At 35.4% G+C, this 19,977-nt stretch carries 9 protein-coding genes; 1 reads left to right on the top strand and 8 read right to left on the bottom strand.

Features of this window, described 5'->3' with window-relative positions; genetic code table 11:
• Position 1 precedes the first annotated feature (1 nt).
• Complete coding sequence (locus PL77_RS24810; protein ID WP_044211436.1) at positions 2-700, top strand: hypothetical protein; 699 nt, start codon at positions 2-4, stop codon at positions 698-700.
• 320 nt (positions 701-1,020) lie between these two features.
• On the opposite strand, the gene guaA is transcribed toward PL77_RS24810, so the two are convergent.
• The 8 genes from guaA to PL77_RS24770 form a co-directional block, all read right to left on the bottom strand.
• Positions 1,021-2,550: a glutamine-hydrolyzing GMP synthase gene (gene guaA, locus PL77_RS24805; protein ID WP_044211434.1), complete on the bottom strand. Its 1,530-nt coding sequence runs from the start codon at positions 2,548-2,550 to the stop codon at positions 1,021-1,023.
• Between the two features lie 164 nt (positions 2,551-2,714).
• Positions 2,715-4,343 (bottom strand): SusD/RagB family nutrient-binding outer membrane lipoprotein, encoded by a 1,629-nt coding sequence (locus PL77_RS24800; RefSeq protein ID WP_044211432.1) that lies wholly within the window; start codon positions 4,341-4,343, stop codon positions 2,715-2,717.
• A gap of 21 nt (positions 4,344-4,364) precedes the next feature.
• On the bottom strand, positions 4,365-7,604 hold the full coding sequence (locus PL77_RS24795; RefSeq protein ID WP_044211430.1) for a SusC/RagA family TonB-linked outer membrane protein: 3,240 nt from the start codon (positions 7,602-7,604) through the stop codon (positions 4,365-4,367).
• A 627-nt stretch (positions 7,605-8,231) separates the two neighbouring features.
• Positions 8,232-9,644, bottom strand: coding sequence for a RagB/SusD family nutrient uptake outer membrane protein (locus PL77_RS24790; protein ID WP_253274018.1), 1,413 nt, complete (start codon positions 9,642-9,644; stop codon positions 8,232-8,234).
• Between the two features lie 45 nt (positions 9,645-9,689).
• Positions 9,690-12,653 (bottom strand): TonB-dependent receptor, encoded by a 2,964-nt coding sequence (locus PL77_RS24785; protein WP_253274017.1) that lies wholly within the window; start codon positions 12,651-12,653, stop codon positions 9,690-9,692.
• Positions 12,654-13,271: 618 nt separating this feature from the next.
• Positions 13,272-14,801: a RagB/SusD family nutrient uptake outer membrane protein gene (locus PL77_RS24780; protein WP_044211429.1), complete on the bottom strand. Its 1,530-nt coding sequence runs from the start codon at positions 14,799-14,801 to the stop codon at positions 13,272-13,274.
• A gap of 61 nt (positions 14,802-14,862) precedes the next feature.
• On the bottom strand, positions 14,863-17,868 hold the full coding sequence (locus PL77_RS24775; protein WP_082026719.1) for a TonB-dependent receptor: 3,006 nt from the start codon (positions 17,866-17,868) through the stop codon (positions 14,863-14,865).
• A 602-nt stretch (positions 17,869-18,470) separates the two neighbouring features.
• The gene (locus PL77_RS24770) at positions 18,471-19,976 is read right to left on the bottom strand and encodes a SusD/RagB family nutrient-binding outer membrane lipoprotein (RefSeq protein WP_044211425.1); all 1,506 of its coding nucleotides are present in this window, start codon (positions 19,974-19,976) and stop codon (positions 18,471-18,473) included.
• Position 19,977: the final 1 nt, after the last annotated feature.

Raw genomic sequence — 19,977 nt, 5'->3', positions numbered from 1 at the left:
AATGAAAAAGCTAACTTATGCATTAACTTTAATGCTAGCAATTACTATGTCTTGTACCTTGAACAAGCAACAAGAAGAAGCTATTCAACCAATTAACGAAAAAGAATCTTCTAATCTTAGAATTTCTGAGACCTATTGTAATATTCAACAGGGACTTGGTATCATCAAACAAGGATATCATACTAATTTTAGTATGGTTACTTCTGGCATTGGCGGTCCATTATCGTATAGATGGACAGTTATAGGCGGTGTAATCACTGGCTCTACAACTGGGAGTTCAATTACTGTAAAAGTAAATTCTAAATCTACAAAATTGACTGTGAGATGTATTGTCGAGGGAGATGTTCCGTGTGGGGATGAAAAAACATTTAATGTTGAATCTTCTGGCGGTAACGATGGAAATCCTTTCACCAATGTCAACTTAACAATCAATGAATTAATCTCTCCATGTTATCCAATGGGGCATCCATATGCGAGATATGAATACTCTGGTTCTGTACCATCAGGTACATCAGTATCTTGGTCTGTAAATACAGGTGTAATTATGTTAGCTTCTGGCAACCAATGTCATGTGAGACCAACTTCTGTAGGTGGTATGACCGTCAAGGTTACGTTAAGCAAAAATGGATACACAAAAACTTTCAGCAAAAGTACATATACTCAAAGTTGCTCAGGAGGAGACCCTTTTCCTATAAAGTAAAAACTTCATAGTTCTTTTTCAAGATAAAAGGTTCGGTTTGAGTTGAGACAAACCGAACCTTTTTTATAAAGAAACCACTCCGGTTTAAAGAGTGGTTTTGCTAGTTATTAGATAAGACTAGATTATACATTACAAATCAAATACAATTCTAAATAATTGTAAATGCAATTTAATCATTTTTCTGTAACGAAAAAAAGGTATAGGGTAATATCATTTTACCTTATACCTTTTTATATTATTAGTAGACACATCTATCTAAATGTGGATAGATAATTGGATCTACTAAATTACGGGTAGACGCGTAGGTCTACCCCTACAAATTATTCCCACTCAATAGTTGCTGGTGGCTTAGAGCTGATATCGTATACCACTCTGTTTACACCTTTTACTCTATTGATGATATTGTTACTGATTTCAGCAAGGAACTCATACGGTAAGTGTACCCAATCGGCAGTCATACCATCTAATGATGATACCGCTCTAAGTGCAACTACTTTTTCATAAGTTCTCTCGTCACCCATTACACCTACTGACTGTACAGGAAGAAGCATTGCACCTGCTTGCCATACATCGTCATATAAGCCGTGGTCTTTTAAACCTTGGATGAAAATATGATCTACTTCTTGAAGGATTTCAACCTTTTCAGCTGTAACGTCACCTAATATACGAATACCTAAACCTGGACCTGGGAAAGGATGACGGCCTAAGATTTCTTGAGGGATGTTTAATGCTTTACCTACCAAACGTACTTCATCTTTGAATAAAGTATTTAATGGCTCCACTACTTTTAATTTCATGTAGTCAGGAAGACCACCTACGTTGTGGTGAGATTTGATTGTCGCTGAAGGTCCTTTTACAGAAACAGACTCGATCACGTCAGGGTAAATAGTACCTTGACCTAACCATTTAGCGTTTTCAACTTTCTTAGATTCTTCTTCGAAAACATCAACGAAAACTTTACCAATTGCTTTTCTCTTTGCTTCCGGATCTGTTTTACCTTCTAATTCAGCATAGAACTTATCTTTCGAATTTACGCCTTTTACATTAAGACCTAAACCATGGTAAGATTTTAATACTGATTCGAATTCATTTTTACGAAGTAAACCGTTGTCAACAAAAATACAATATAAGTTTTCACCAATTGCTTTGTGAAGTAATACTGCCGCCACTGAAGAGTCAACACCTCCAGATAAACCAAGAATTACTCTATCATCACCTAACTGTTCTTTTAAAGATGCTACAGTAGCATCTACAAAAGATTCTGGTGTCCAGCTTTGGTCACAACCACAAACTCCCACTACAAAGTCTTGTAACATGAATTTACCATCCTTTGAGTGTGTTACTTCTGGGTGGAATTGTAAACCGAATGTATCTTCTCCGATGATTCTATAAGCCGCAACAGGAATACTGTTTGTACTTGCAATCACCTTGAAAGTAGAAGGAAGATTAAGAATTGTATCTCCGTGTGACATCCAAACTTGTGTGTCATTTGGAATACCTTTCATCATTGGGCTTGTGTGGTCAATGAAGTCAAGGTTTGCACGACCGTACTCACGGTGCTCTGAACGTGCTACAGTTCCTCCATTTTGGTGAGCTAACATTTGCGCTCCGAAACATACACCCAATAAAGGCATTTTTCCTCTGATGTCTGAAACATCAAAGTTTGGTGCATCGTCTTCTAAAACTGAGTGTGGGCTACCAGAAAGGATAACACCTTTATACTCAGAGTGATCAATCTTTGGTTCGTGATTGTAAGGGAAAATCTCACAATAAACGTTTAACTCCCTGATGCGTCTTGCAATCAGCTGAGTGTACTGTGAACCGAAGTCGTAAATTAGGATCTTGTCCATAACAAAGGTTGTATTCAGAGATTATTTTTGATCGTGCAAAGATGCTGTTTTTTATTGAAAAGTGATAATAATGAATCATTTATTTCCACTCTCTACATAGGAAACGAAAAAAGGTCACCCTTCAAGAAGAGTAACCTTTTTTCTTTATTATCTGTCAAACTAAATTAGTTTTTATCCCAAAATAGTTTTGTTGTTTTTTCGTCACCTCCAATTGCTGAAGCTGCTGATGATTTATTTGCTCCATTCAATGTACCTTCTTGAATTGGGTAGATAAATCTTGTAGGAATATCAGATAAAGATAAACCTGGAGGTGCTACGAAACCTTCAAAGTCAAGTCTTCTCCATGATGTCCACCCTTCAAAACCTCTGTTATATAAAGCTAACCATAATTGCGAACCAATTTTTTGTTTCCAATCACCTTCAGCTGTTGCATAAGCTACTTGTGGATGAGCTAAGTAATCAGCAACTACAGTTGCATCAGTGATTCCCCACTCCGCTAAAGATGCAGTAATACCATTGTTGTAGTACATTTCAGCATCAGCAGCACTATAACCTGCAACACCTCTTTCTGCTAATTCAGCTTTAAAGAATTCAATTTCTGAGTAACTTAAAATTATACCTGGCAAATCTGGCTCATAGAATGCCTTACCAATATGAGAGAAACTAGAGTAAGAATTGGCAGTACCATAAACACCACCTTCAATTAAACTTACACCTTTCTTTTCTTCTTCTACCGTAACAGTAAATGGTGCTTTTTTATATACAACTGAATCTGAACCGTCTACAGCTTCATAAACTAGTACCTTACCAACTACATCGTCAGCTGAGAATACAGAGTCTTTCTTTACAGTTTCACCTGCACCATCTTCTTCCGTTCTGAAAGGGAATGCAATAGGATCTTGTGCAAATACAAATAACCTTGGGTCATTTAAATCATTTAGCTTATTTGCTACTGTATTTGCAATAATGTAATCCTTACGACCACTTTGTACTAAAGCTTCCCAAACTGGGTTTGTACTTGGTGATGTACTAGAGTACTCAATTGATGCATTGTCTGCATTACTTGTAAAGATATGATCTTTAGACTCAGAAATTAAAGTAGCTGCTTTTGCTGGATCAGCATCTAAAAGCATTACACCTACTTTGAACTTTAAAGTGTAAGCAAAAGTTTTCCAAGCTGTAGCGTCTCCTCTGTAAATTGGATCTTGAACAGCAGAAAAAGCTGCAGTTCCATCAGTAATATTAGCAATTGAACCATTAAGCACCTCGATCATTGCATCATAAACACTTGCTGCATCGTCGTATTTAGGTGTTAAGATATCAATGTTAAGTGCATCTGTGTAAGGAATATTACCAAAAGCATCTACTAACGATAAATAAGTATATGCGATACAAATATCGATAACCGCCAATTGGTTTTTAATCTCTTCTTGATTAACACTTACATCTTCCAATAATGGCTCTGTAACTTTTTTAGCTTGTGTCAAGTTATTTAAAACATTCACATAACCATTTGCCCAGTAACTATCTGGAATTTGACGAGGTACCATTTGGTACTGGCTTTCCTCAGGGTAAGTAGTTTGTGCCCAATACTGAGAGTACAATCTGAATGGATTTTGGTTTACACTTGTGTTAACCATCATATCAAACATCTCTCTTGCTCCATTTGTAAAAAGAGCGTAACCTGGTACTTCCGCTGGGTTCTTAACAGGTGTGTTAATCTCCTCAAACTTATTATCACTACAGCTCACTAATGAACCAGCGACTAATAAGGATAAAATTATTTTTTTCATTGTTTTTTGTCAATTAGTAGATTAGAAAGAAAGGTCTAACTTGAAACCGTATGTTGCAGTTGTTGGGTATGCACCTGATACATAACCTTGTGCGTTACCAGCTGATAAACCTGATTCAGGGTCAAAGTAAGGAGTATTTTTGTATAGAATCGCTAAGTTTCTACCTACAAATGATACTGTTACGTTTTGTGCCCATGAGCTTACTAATTTCTTAGGTAAAGTATATGATACTGACAATTCTCTTAATTTCACGTAAGTTGCATCGTAAACTGTCATCTCACCTGGGTTTCTGTCACCATTACCCCAGTAGAAAGCACCACCATAGTAATCAGCTCTAGCTCTTACTGTGTTAGGAGTACCATCTTCTTGAACGCCTGGGTTAAGAACGCCACCACCATCTTCTAATGAGTTTCTTACAGGGTTACCAAGGTCATTTAATCCAGCAGTGTTAGCTGTGATACCAGTACCCTGACCATAGTGCATATCAAGTGAATAAACATCTCCACCTTTTTGCATATCTAATAAGAAGCTTAATCTTACTCCTTTATATGAGAATGTGTTTGTTAAACCACCATTCCAATCTGGGTTTGGATCACCAATAACTTGATCAGCAGTCGCTTTGTAGTAACCGTTTGCATCAACGATTTTCTCACCGTTTTCGTGGTAAGTATAACCTGTACCTCTTAAGATACCGTATGGTTGACCTACAGTTGCGTTAGCACTGATACCACCTTGGAAAGATCTGATTACTAAGTTGTCAACATCATCAACTAATGAGATTACTTCGTTTCTGTTTCTAGACCAGTTTACAGCAACATCCCATTTGAATCCACCTTTCACGATCGGAGTACCTTTTAAAGCAATTTCCCAACCTCTGTTTTCAATCTCACCACCGTTGATGAACTTACTTGTATAACCTGTTGCTCTTGAAGTAGATACGTTGAAAATTTGATTGAATGAGTTCATTTTGTAGTAAGCTACATCTAAACCAATTCTGTTATCTAAAGCCGACAATTCAATACCAGTTTCAAAACTGTAAGTTTCTTCTGGTTTTAACTCTTGGTTATTCTTTCTTGTTGGTAATGTATAAATGATTGAGCTACCAAAGTTATCATTTCTGTAGTAGAAATCTGAAGTTCTGTTAGGGTCAGTATCATTACCTACTTTACCATATGAAGCTCTGAATTTACCAAAGTTTAACCAATCTGTCTTTAACATTTCAGTGAAGACATATGAACCTGCAACTGAACCGTATAAGTATGAATTGTTAGAAGTTGGTAGAGCTGATGAAATATCATTTCTTGCTGTTAAGTCTAAGTATAACATGTTTTTATAACCTACACTTACATTTGTAAAGATACCGTAAACTTGCTTTTCTGTTTTATTCTCAATTGGGTTTAATAAAGGTAATACTGAGTTGCTTAATGCATAAATACCTGGTACTGCTAAACCACCATTTGTAGAAGAATTAACACTTTCGAAGTTTTGCACACGAATGTTTGAACCTAATAAAGCAAATAAAGAGAAGTCATCATTGAAATACTTGTTCGCTGTTAACATTAAGTCGTAGTTAAACTCGCTTACATTTCTTTCTAATCTTGAATATCCTGATTTCTCATCGTTGTTTGCAACACCAAATGGTGTAGCTATTGAACCTACTGCTCTTCTTTCCTCTCTTAATTCAGTGTATTGATCCATAGTTGCACGACCTAATACGCTTAACCATTGGTTTGGCTTATAGTTAAGTGATGCGTTACCATAGACTCTGTTTCTTGAGTCAGTTTGGTAGTTTTGGAAACGAGTCCAATAAGGGTTATCCCAATAGATTGGAGTTTCAGGATCATAGTAATCTGCTGCGTTCCAAGTAATATTTCTATTCGTTGAATGGTAAAGATTCTCTAAAGATTTTACATCAACGTTTGTTTGCCACCATTGTCTAAATTGAGACATTAAGTTATCTGAGTAACCAGTAGAGTTACGACCTGTAGTCGAGTTCATGTTAACGTTCACACTTGCAGACGCCTCTAATTTCTCATGTAATTTTGTTGTACCAGTCAAAGAGAAGATATCTTTCTTCATTTCACTGTTAGGTAAGATACCTGTAGATTGGTAGTTTGTATAGCCTAATCTGAAAGTACTTGATTCATTACCACCCTCTAATGAAATACTATTATTGAAAGTATATGAAGTTTCGAAGAAATCTACTGGTGTAGTTGCTCCAGCCGTCCAAGCATAAGCTTTCCCGTAGTTTTCTGAAGCTTTTACGAATGAATCCCAGTGATAAACATTTAAGCTTGGGTCAAATTTTGCACCGTAAGAACCATCTTCTGTAGTTGGAACTACAAAGTCTAAGTTACCGTCACCGTTCACATCATCATCTAAGAAATATCCTGTAGAACCATAGTAAGGACCGTAACCCGCACCATATTGATTTTGGTACTCAGTGAATGTACTCTTTAAAATTTTACCTACTGTAACACCACTTGAGATGTTTACACCGATACCTTTTCTTTTTGAACCTTTTTTAGTCGTAATAACAATTGCACCGTTTGATGCTCTTGAACCATAAAGAGCAGTTGCAGCTGCACCTTTTAATACGTTCATTGACTCAATATCTTCAGGGTTAATATCTGAAGCTGCGTTACCATAGTCATAACCACGGCCACCACCTTGTTGAGTTGAAGTGTTTCCAGTACTGTTGTCAATCGGCACACCGTCAACTACGAATAAAGGTTGGTTATTACCAGTAATCGAAGTAGTACCACGAATCACAACGTTCGTAGATCCACCAAAGTTGTTGTTTGTTCTGATTTGAACACCAGCTACTTTACCTGATAATGAGTTTACAAAGTTAGCCTCTTTTACAGTTGCTACATCCTCACCTTTAACAGTTTGAGTTGCATAGCCTAAAGAAGCTTTTTCTCTTGTAACGTTCAATGCTGTTACAACAACTTCATCAAGTTGTTCTACATCTTCTTCAAGAGAAATTGAGATTGTTGATTGAGCTCCTACTGCTACCTCTTGCGTTTTGTAACCTACTAATTTGAAAACTAAAATTGGATTTTCACCAGATACCATTAGACGGTAGGATCCGTCAATACCAGTAACAGTACCTTGAGTAGTACTTTTTACAATAACAGCTACACCCGGCAAAGTCTCCCCTGTAGGATCTTTAATTACACCAGACACTGTTCTCTCCTGTGCTAGTGCAGCAAATACTACTGACAGCATAAGAGACACTAATAATAGTGTTTTTTTCATAATAAAATAATTGAATTGGAACTTAAAAAGTTTGAATTAGACCTAGATTGAGTAGCCTAAAAAGTTAACTCTAAAATTATCTTTCTGAGATAATGGAAATTGATTTTAAAATTTACGGTTTTAAAAGTTGAACGAATAAAAAAGTAAGCTTGATCATAGTATAAAATTAGTTTAAAAATAAATTGAAATTGGAAAGTTGATTGATGTGATAATTAGCTATTTTTCTAATTACCATGCCGCTAATGTATAACATTAACTTCTTTTTTCTAAATATATGTTACAAAAATATTTATGTTTTTTAACATAACAATATGATTAAACAAAATAATTTATAGAAATATTACAATGAATACCTATGAAAAACAACAATAAAGATGAAAATTATACAATTTTGATATAAAATTTATTTTTTAGGTTTTTTCTTAAAAAAAATAGATCAAATTCAATTAGGTATAATTAACTTTTATAGCTAATAGTGTTGATAATTCTATTTATAACGTAAAAAATGAGTGCGGAAATTATTCTCCGACAAAGAAGGGGTTGTCTCAAATTTTGAAACAACCCCTTCGAGTAAGAAAGTCTATTTACCAACGCTTTTAACGTTGACTTTGTACTTCCATTTATCTATTAATAACCATCATTCTGCACCAAGCTAGGATTAATATCCATTTCATCTTGAGGAATTGGTAAAATTGTTTTGTTAGCACCGTAAGCTGCATCAGGGTTACCAGCTCTTAAATCTTTTCCTTTTCTTAATAAGTCTGGTCTACGGTGACCTTCAAAAGCTAACTCTTTTCTTCTTTCTTCTAAGATTGCATCAATAAACGCAGCCTTGTCTGCAAAATCAGAAAGTGCTAACAATGACAAACCTGCTCTCTCTCTTAAATCATTGATAATATCAAGAGAAGCTTGGTTTACTCCATTCAATTCTGCTAATGCTTCAGCTTTATTTAAATGAACTTCCGTTAATCTTAATAAAGGTGCATTATCAGCATCCGTTACACCATCAGGGAATTTAGCAGTAAATGTTGCTGGCTGTCCTTGTGCATCTACTTTATCTTCTTGAATAAGACTTGTATATCTTAAATCCGTTGCGTCATATGCATCAATGAAAGCTTGAGCGATCGGAGCATCTCCTCTACCTCCATCTGTAGCTGCATTGTAATAAGAAGCCCATCCACCAGAACCGGTAGCACCGTTATCAGTAGCAGAATTTTGTAAGTTGAAGATGTGCTCTGCAGTGTTTTTATCGCCAAAGAACGTAAAATCTGTTGCTAAAACATATCCTTTGTTTGCAATTACAGCATCAGCATATTGATTTGCTTTAGCCCAATCACCCATGTATAAGTACACACGAGATCTTAAGGCATCAGCAGCTCCTAATGTAGCTAACTGAGGATCAGTAGATGTAGATAAGTATGTACTTGCTTCATCTAAATCTTTGATAATCTGTGCATATACTTCAGCTACTGTAGATCTTGCAGGTAATGTAACTTCTCCTGTAAAAGGTTCAGTAACAACTGGAACTCCTAAACCTGCTCCATTATCAAAAGTATAAGTATGAGCAAATAAGTTAACCAATTGGAAATAAGTAATTGCTCTTACAAATTTAGCTTCCGCTACCACTTGATTTTTCTCTTCGTCTGTAAAGCCGATATCTTCAACATTTGGAGTATTAGCAATTACAGCATTAGCTGCTAAAAATACTCTGTAGTGATCTCTCCAAATACCTTCAACAGTACCATTATCTGCTCTTGTCACATAATTGTTGATATCTTGCAAAGTCACAAAAGAACCTGCAAAATTAACATTATCAGACATGTACTCATTAATTACCGCCGGCATAGACCCAAAAACTTCCAAGTCTTGCATTCTACTGTAAGCACCCATCAGAGAACCTCTAGCTGATCTTTCATCTACGAAAGCTAAGTCAGCTGCAATCTGATCTTGAGGCAACAAGTCCAAGCGATCATCACATGATGAGAAGGTTGCAACACCAAGAGATAGCATTGCAAAAGTCTTTATTATATTTAGTTTCATTTTAATTTCTTTGATTGTATCAGTTTACAAAAATTGATCTTCTTCTTATAAGCCTAAGCTTACACCCACTTGAATCGTTTTAGGTTGTGGAGGTGTAAAGAATGTTTCACCTTGAGCCAATGGATCGTTACCAAAACCATTTGCTTCAGGGTCCCAACCTTCATATGCTGTGATTGTCAATAAGTTTGTTCCTTGTACATAGAATCTTGCTCTAGAAACATACTTCATTTTATCCAATACACTAGCAGGTAAAGAATAACCAATAGATAACGTTCTTAATCTGATGTAAGAAGCATCTGACAACTGTTTTGTAGATCTTTGTGCAAATGAATTTGACGTTGGGCTAGATAAACTTGGGAAATAAGCATTATCACCTGGTTGCTTCCAGTAATTTAAAATTGCAGTACTCTTGTTAAAACCTGAAGCCAAGTTTTCAGAGAATCTCATATCACCGTGGAAAATTTTATTACCTTGTGAGAATGTAAAGAAGGCTGTAAGATCAAAACCTTTGTAAGATAGATTATTTCTAAAACCACCTGTAAAATCAGGTAAAGCAGAACCTACCATTACTCTATCATCAGCAGAAGGGGTTGTTGTTACTTCACCATCTTTTGTATACCACTCAGCATCACCTGTCTCAGAATTTACACCTTTGTAACGAATTAAGAAGAATTCATTCACTGAATGTCCTTCTACAGCTCTTTGAGAAGATGTACCAGCGATAAAACCTCTACCTTCAGCATCTTTAGAAGCTCCTGGTAATGACGTGATTTCGTTTTTCAAGAAACCAACATTTAAGCTAGATGTCCAAGTAAAATCTTTTGATCTGATAATATCACCTGAAATCGTTAAATCCAAACCTCTGTTCATCATTTCACCAGCGTTTTCACTTCTTGTAGCAAAACCTGTAGTCAATGGAAGTGGTGTATCTAACAATAGTTCAGTTGTATTTTTCTGCCAAATACTAGCTTCTACTGATAATCTAGAATTAAACATTGAAGCATTTAAAGTTAAATCATACATTCCTGATGATTCCCAACCAAGGTCTGGATTTGCAGGTGTGGTAGGTCTAAGGCCCGCAGTACCATTATAATCTGAATCAGGGCCTCCTTCATATAACGCTAAGTAATCGTATCTACCAATTCTATCATTACCTGATAAACCATAAGAAGCTGATAATTTAAGGTTGTTCAACCAAGACACTTCTTTTAAGAATGCCTCTTCAGATAATACCCATCCACCTGATATCGCCCAGAAAAAGCCATATTTCTTGTTAGCACCAAATCTTGAAGATCCGTCTCTTCTTGCTGATACTTCAAATAAATATTTGTCTTTAAATCTATAGCTACCTCTGATAAATTGCGAGTATAAAGCCCAATCAGAACCTGTTGCACTAGTTGTTGTAGGGTTAGCTGCTGAACCAACGTTTGGAAGAGCGTCACTTACAAAACCAGATCCACCAACTGCTATAGCCTTAAGCGATGCAGTTTCATAACTAAGACCAGCTACACCTTCAAAAGTATGATTACCAATTGTTTTACCATAAGATAACGTAGTAGTATTTAACCATTTGTTATCTTTGATATCTCTTTTATAACCTGTACCCCCTGGCGTAATAAATTCTGGATCTCTTTGTGTTTCTACTGTATTTAATAGATCTATACCAAAATCAGTTTTTAATGTTAAACCTTTGTACAAATCAACACTTAAGAAGGCATTTGCTATAATACGATTTGTGATTAGCTCACTTTGTGCTAACTCTTCTAAAGCAATAATATTTTCAATAAAACCTGTATCTCTGTATGTACCATCTTCATTGTAAGGCAACTCGTAAGGAGGCATTAATAAAGATGATGTTAATGGAGCCGCAGTAGAGTTATCTGAATCAATTCTATCATTCACTGATCTAGAAAGTGAGATATTCGTACCTACTTGTACTCCATCGGAAATTTTATGCGATAAGTTTAAACGTCCGTTTAATCTTTCGAACTCGTTACCAATTGTAAAAGTAGACTGGTCAAAATAAGTACCACCCATAAAGAATTGTGTCTTCTCATTACCTCCTGATGCTGATAAATTGTATGATGATACACGTCCTGTTCTAATTGCATTGTTTACCCAATCAAATGAATCTTCAGGGTATGTTGGTAAAGTATTTCCCTGAGCACGAGCATGCTCTGTCTTCATTTCAACAAACTGCTCACCATTCATCATGTCTACCATATTAGTTGGTTCTGACCAACCAGTGTAATAGTCAAGGTTAATATTTGTTTTACCTGATTGACCTTTTTTTGTTGTGATGATGATTACACCATTTGCACCTCTTGAACCATAGATTGCTGCTGCAGCTGCATCTTTTAAGATAGATACAGATTCAATATCATTCGGGTTAATATCTGAAATTGGGTTCAATGCCTCTGCTCCGTTAGTTAATGAATAAGTACCATCATTCAACGGTACACCATCTACTACGTATAATGGTTGGTTTCCTGCACCAATTGAAGCTGCTCCTCTAATTCTTACAGTTGCTGAAGATCCTGCTACACCTGAAGTTGAAACCATTTGTACACCTGCTGCTTGACCTTGTAAAAGTTCTTGTGTGGATGTTAATGGCATAGATTCAATATCTGTAGCTCTTACAACGTCTACTACCTGCGTCATGTACTTATCTTGCTGAGTACCGTAACCAATTACAACTACTTCGTCTAGTTGTTGTAAATCTTCTTCCATTGAGAATGAAATAGTAGTGTTGGAACCAACTACTTTTTCAGCGTCCACAAAACCTACTAGTTTATACACTAATGTAGGGTTTTCACCAGTAACTGCGAGTTTGTAACTACCTTCAATGTTTGTTACAGATCCTTGTGTTGTACCTTTTAGGATTACGGCTACACCCGGAAGAGGGTCTCCGTTTATATCTGTGATTACACCAGATACAGTTCTCTCTTGTCCAAATGAGAATAGGGAAATACTCATAAGAAGAGAAATAAGCATAATTGCTTTTTTCATAATTAAATTAAATTGAATTGGAACTTAAGGTATCGGTTAGGCTTAGTCTAAAAAACCTTTCCTAGTATAAAAATTATTCTGCTTTGAAATGAATTAATTAGCAAAAAATGTTCTGTTAAAATTAGTAGTTCATAGATAATGTAAAATTCTATTTGGCTAAAGATTTTTACTCGTTAGCATCTCAAATGTAGTAGAAAGTTTCTTAAAATGTAAAGAAAAATTAGCATTTTTTTAACTTTTATTTTCATTTATAAAGAATGACATCTCATTTTATCTTAAAAAAAATCCTATCAATATTACTATTATTTAATTTTTTTATAAAAAAAATACAATTTATATAAACAAGTATTTTTTTAGTTAAAAAAAATGATAGTTTTAATCAAAAATTAATAACTACCATTATTGTTTTGTCAAATTAGACATAGTCGTAAGGCCTTGAATTTTTGACAAGTTGAAATAAACTTAAAAATTCACAGTCCTTAGAGGTATTTAATGTAATATCACTAACAAACAAAAAGCCCAATGGAATTGTTTTCCATTGGGCTTAATTTTTTATTAAATCCTAATACAAAAGTATTTGAACACTAGAATACAGTGTTCAAATAATTTGTCAATATTTTAGTATCCCCAGTTGTTTTCACCAATATTAGGGTTAGCTAACATCTCACGTTCTGGGATAGGGAACCAAGTTTGTTGCCCTATACCTTTCTCTCCTCCAATAATTGTAGGATCTTCAGTTGCAATCACTTGACCTAAACGATTAGAGACTGTTACTTTTTGTTTTGTTCTTCTTAAATCCCACATTCTTTGACCTTCAAAAGCAAACTCTTTTGCTCTTTCATCCCAAACATCTTGGAAAGTTACAGTGGCTACATCTGTATAACCAACAATACGATTTTCTCTCAACATATTGATTGCTTCTGCCGCTTTTGCTGGGTCGTTCTTAATTAAATAAGCTTCAGCTTTTGTAAGCAATACTTCTGCAAAACGTAATAACTTAGGAGTATGAAGGCCAATCGTGTTATCATGACTGTAATATTTCATGATATAGTGGTGCTGCGAACGAACAGTATCAACCACGATAGGGTCAGTACTAATTGTATCGTATCTTAAATCAAAATCTTCTTGATAAATCAGTGATTTACCGAACTCTTTTGAGGTTTCAAATCTAGCATCAGCAGATACACCACCTAAAATTACTTCAGAGTCATGTTCTAGGTTAAATAATTTTGGTGACACTTGGTAAGATCCGTACATACCTGCATTTCTATGTCCGTAGATATTACCATAGTTATTTGAGCCTCTACCTTGATTAGAAGCGAATTTTAATTCGAAGATAGTTTCTTCTCCACCTTCTCCTTGATAGTAATCAAATAACTTATCGATTGGCGTAAGAGCATAAGTACTTCCTAACTCATCAGCCAAGCTAATGATCATGTCAGCATTAACTTCTCTTTTACTTTCGTCTGATTCAATTTCAAATAATAAAGCACGTACTTTCAATGCTTTTGCGGCATCAACTGAAGCGTTAATTTTTGTAGAAGTATTTGTGATATAATTTATTGCTTCGTCAATATCAGCATATACTTGAGTAAAAATTGCAGCTCTTTCTGCTTTTTCTGGCTTTAATGCAATTGCTTCTTCTACTGTTACAGGTGCAACTGTAATTAGCGGCACATTGCCATAAGCTTTCAATAAATCTACATAAGCAAACGCTCTTACAAAATAAGCCTGACCCATAGCATTTTGTACCGCCGGATCTTCCTTGTCCAAAACAGTCGATTGAAGGATCAAGTTTGCATTATAAATCACTTCATAGATCGCATCGAAAGTGTTTTTATTAGTCTCACTCCCTGTATCTGAACCAATTGTGGTAAAGTTCTTTCTCAAATTATAATGATCTTGAAAACGACCACCATCATATGGAGTAGCTGAGATTAAATCTGTACCGATATCACCGTATAGGTTGAAGTTACGACCATAATACCCTAAAGCCTGCATTCTATTGAATAGACCTCCAATTAAATCCTGAGGCGAAACTGCCTCAATATTATCAACGTCTACATGTTGTTGAGGTTCAACATCTAATGAACAAGACGTCATTGCACCTACTAATGCTGCTCCTACTAATATTTTATATAATTTCATCTTATTTTCTTAACTAAAAGTATCTGAAAAATTTCATTTAAACGATCAATTCTAAACTAGATTAGAATGATACTGTTAAACCTCCAGTGAATACTTTTCCTTCTGGGTATTCAAAGAAGTTGATACCTGTTGGATCAACAGTTGTAGGAGTGAATCCTTTGTAATCTGATAAGATCCATAAGTTTTGAGCTGAAGCATAAACTCTCACGTTGCTCAATTTTGCTTTCTTTACAATATGCTTAGGTAAAGTATAACCTAAAGTGATGTTTCTTAAAGCTAAGTAACTACCATCTTCTAAGAAACGTGAAGAGTGCTGTTGTCCTCCACCAACACCCCATCTTGGGTTATCAGCCATATCACCTTCTTGTTGCCATCTATCAGCTGTGTAAGCAGATTCTAACATATTATAAGGGTACACTGCATCAGAATCAATAAATCTACGAGTAGAGTTATAAATTTTACCACCAAGAGAATAAGTAAAGAAGAATGAGAAGTCAAATCCTTTGTAAGCAAATGTATTCGTAATACCACCCACTGCTTTTGGATAAGGATTACCCATTTCTACTCTTTCTGCTTTACCATAAGTAGTAGTTGCCCAACGACCATCTCTCATGAAGTAACCAGCTTTACCTGTGTGATCTTCACCATCATTAGCATACCAAGCAGGAGCACCTGATGAAGGATCTGCTCCAGCCCACTCTCTTAAGAAGAATGTTCTCATTGCTGAACCCTCTCTTGCAATTTGCTGACCGTTGATTTGAATATCTTGTCCGTTGTCTAAACGAGTAATTTCGTTTTTGTTTAATGAGATGTTGAAGTTTGTATTCCAAGTAAACTCACCTTTTAAGTTTTGAGTATTCAATTGGAATTCCCATCCAGAGTTTTTCATAGCACCAATGTTACGACGAGCAGACATAAAGCCTGAAGTACCTGACAACTGTTGGTTCAATAATAAGTCTTCTGAATTTTCGATATAGTAGTCAACATTCAAAGTGAATCTATCAAGGAAAGTTACATCAGCACCGATGTTGAATTTCTTTCTTTTTTCCCAAGTTAAATCAGGGTTAGATAACTGAGTGAAGTAAGCAGCTGAAGCATTGTTGTAGCTAGAGTATGCATATAATCCTCTTGCTTCGAAGTTATCAATCTCTGCATTACCTGTAACACCATAAGATGATCTGATCTTTGCATCTGTTACAGTTTCATTTCCACTTAAGAAATCTTCTCTTGAAATATACCAAGAAGCTGAAGCAGAATAGAAGTTACCCCATCTGTTGTCTCTTGCGAATTTTGAAGAACCATCACGACGGTACGATGCAGTTGCATAATACTTACCATCATAGTTGTATGATGCTTGACCAATAAATGACATAAAACGATACTCCGTTTCGTAACCACCCATTGATACTGGATTTGCAGCATTGTCTAAGTTGTGAAGTAATTCAGGCATTCCTTGACCATAAGCGTTGATTCCTGTCACTTTGTTAGACTGGTATTCAAAACCACCAATAGCACTTACATTATGAACACCATTAAAAGTCTTATCAAAAGAAAAGATTGATGTATTTGTCAAGGTAGTACTTACAGCCCAGCTATTTGACTTAGAACCTGATGAAGATCTGCCATCATAAGATAAAGCTGAATTATAATTACCAAACTTCACGTCTTCTACATTCACTGCATTAGTTTGACGGAAAGTCAACCAATCAGTCATACGGTAATTCAATTTACCAATCAATTGACCTGTAGTTGACTTTGTTCTACGAGAGTTCAAGTTAACATCATGAACAAAGTTTGCTGCAACTGGGTTGTTAGCTAAAATACTTTTTGGAGTACCATCCTCATTGTAAGGATTTACTGTAGGAATATTCATGTACTCACCCAAAAGAGGTGATGAGAATAAGTTACCATCTGATGCATCTAATTGATCAATGTATGAAGCATTACCAATAAATTGAACATCTAATCTATCGTTGAATTTATGATCTACATTAAAACGAGTTGAATAACGAGTAAAGTCAGATCCTACTAAGATACCTTCTTGGTTAAAATAACCACCAGAAACTAAGAATCTTGTCTTTTCGTCACCACCTTTCATTGATACTTCATAAGAAGAAGTACTTCCTTGACGGTAAGCATGATCTACCCAATTTGTATTTGTATATACAGGAACACCATCTACCATTTGAACACCTGCAACATTACCTAATTCACTTTCCGGTGTAGTACCGTTTTGGAAAGCAAGAGCTTGAGATCTAGCACTAACAAATTGATCCGCATTCATTTTTTTAGAATTTCCTTCGTACAAAGAAGAAACACCTTGTTTTGTACTGAATGTGATTTGTGTTTTTCCTGCTTGACCACCTTTTGTTGTTACTAAGATAACGCCATTAGCTGCACGAGCACCATAAAGAGCAGTTGCTGCGGCATCTTTCAAGATCTTAATATCTTGAATATCCTCAGGGTTGATATTTGCCAATGGGTCTCTTTTACCTTGTTGGTTGGCTTCAATAATATCAGATGATGTCTGAATTACACCGTCAATTACATATAAAGGATCAGAAGAAGCATTTACTGAACCAACACCACGAATAACAATATTTGCTTTCGCTCCTGGCTGTCCTGAAGAAGCGTTGATGTTTACACCAGCTGCTTTACCTTGTAAAGAGTTCGCAACGTTAGGAGTTACGATATCTGTTACATTTTCAATTTCAGGAGTATTGGATGCCATATCCTTTTTAGCATAACCCATTACGGTTACTTCCTCTAATTGCTCTGAGTCTTGCTCTAATGCAATATCAAGAGTTGATCTTTGGCCAACCGTAATTTGTTGTGTTGTATAACCTACAAAACTAAAAACCAAGGTTGCATCATCTCCGATGGTGATTTGGTACTTACCATCTAGGTCTGTGATAGTACCTTTTGTCGTGCCTTTTAATAATACTGTAACACCAGGAAGTGGTTCACCTCCTTCAGTAACCACACCTGAAACGGTACGGTCCTGTGCAAAAGTACTTACAATTGTCATCAACGTAAGTACTATCAATGATAGAAGTCGTTTGTTCATAAATTAATTAAATTAAGCTTAAGGTTAGTAGTATGCGTTTTAAACAGATTAATAATTGAAATGGAAGTCTAAAAAACGTTTAATACTAAGTTTTGATTGATTTTTAAATAACCCTTCGGTTTAGTCTTAAAAAAGGATAATATTTAAAAATTTAACCTTTGTTTGTATTGCAATATCTAATTTTTAACTCTTCGATTTTTAATATTTTTAGTTAATGGTTTTAAATACCGAAAACAACTTTACACAAAACTCTAAAATTCAATTATTTAAAAATAAAAAAAGCTTTCAATAACGTATTATTTATATAATCTCATAACATTGTTTAATAGATACTATATTATATGGCTACAACACTATTTACTCTATGTTATATTTAGCGAATTACGCAAAAGGAAATATTTTAACCTGTACAAGTATTATTTCACTACCTTTTTAATCTGAAATACCATTTTATGATTTACTTGTCATACAATAAACTATTAGCCTCCTCGATTATCTAAATATTAGAAGAGAGGGGGGGAAATAGAAAATGACAAAAAAATAAGCCCAACAGAAAACATCTGTTAGACTTATTTTTATTGTTTTTATTCTACTGTTTAAGATTAGCGACTACCGCCAGCCCACCATACATTTTCTGTATAAACATACTGGCCATCACCCAGGGCATCTCTTACATTTTGATTATTATTTACATCATCAGCACCGTAAGTCATTCTTAAAGGAAACTTTGCTGGCTGAGGGTTTAAGAAAGTAACATACGCCGGAACAGTACCACCATTCATTGCTTTCAATCTTCTGTAATCATTATAGGCTTCCAATGATTCTGAGATATACTGAGAAATGTACTTCTCTTTCATCACATAATCTACATCAAAAGTTTTATTTCCCTCAATATATGTGATATAGTTATCAATGTCTGCTTGAGCAATACTTGCTGAAGCTAAAGCTGCTCTCACTGCTGCAACTGTAGCTGTTTGGATCTCAGCAGCACTTCCATTATTTCTAGCGGTTGCTTCAGCAATCAAGAACAGCAACTCATGATAACTCATGATAAAAGTATTCTCTGTTCTATTATTGAAATAGCTCGATATACCATATACACCTTGTATTTGATCAATATCGCCATTCGGAGCAAATTCAAGTTGTTCATCTGCAGGGTCACTTTTCGGATAAGGAATAAAGTAATTAGCAATTCTAGGGTCATTATCATCCATATTATTACGCATACTTTGACTAGATCCATAATAATCCCTTTGAGTATACATTAGATAATAAGGGTTATAAGATGTTGAACCATTATAGGTAGACTTTGCTTCTTCGTCTGCAGATGTGAACGATTTGGCAGCATGAGCAAGGACATCAGCATAATTAGGTGTTTTATGAGATAAACGCATCGTAAATCGTGCTTTTAATCCCCAAGCTAGTTTTACCCAAGCCTGTCTCCATGAAACTTGATCATTTCCATTTGAGGAAGTAGGTCTAAGGCTACCATAAATCATATCATGAACTCCTATTGCATCATAATTACCATCATTGTCCTTCTCAAGGTTCGCAATACCTTCATCCAATAATGAAAAGATATCCGTATAAATTGCTTCTTGCTTGTCCAATTCTGGTCTTAGGTAATTAACAGGATCAAGAGCTTGTGACCAAGGTATATCTCCACACATATCTGTCACAACAGATAGGTTGTAAGCCATTAATATCTGAGCCACACCAAGTGTGTGATTATTGCCTACCTCTGCACCTCCTTCTGAACATTTAGTAATTACATCTTTCAAGTTTCTCATCGCTTGATAAGACCCTACCCAAGCGGAGTTATAAGTAGTAGCTTGAGTCAAAGATGCGTCCAATCTAATTTCTGCTTGATGGAATTGATTAAAAACACCTACTTGATGCTCGATAAAAAGAGAAGCATAAAAAGCATAGTCACCATTGGCTACTCTTACTAGAGAGGCGTTCATTGCATCAGTTATTACAAACTGCGAAGGCGTATCGAGAGGGTTATTGGGATTTCTATTTATTTCATCCAACACATCTTCTGAACAAGATGCTAAGGAGATCATTACCCCAATCAGGAGCAATTTTATATATTTAAATTTTTCCATT

The organism is Flammeovirga sp. OC4 (assembly GCF_000812565.1).
In the GTDB taxonomy this organism is placed as follows: Bacteria; Bacteroidota; Bacteroidia; order Cytophagales; family Flammeovirgaceae; genus Flammeovirga.
This window is presented reverse-complemented; position numbering and strand designations above follow the sequence as displayed.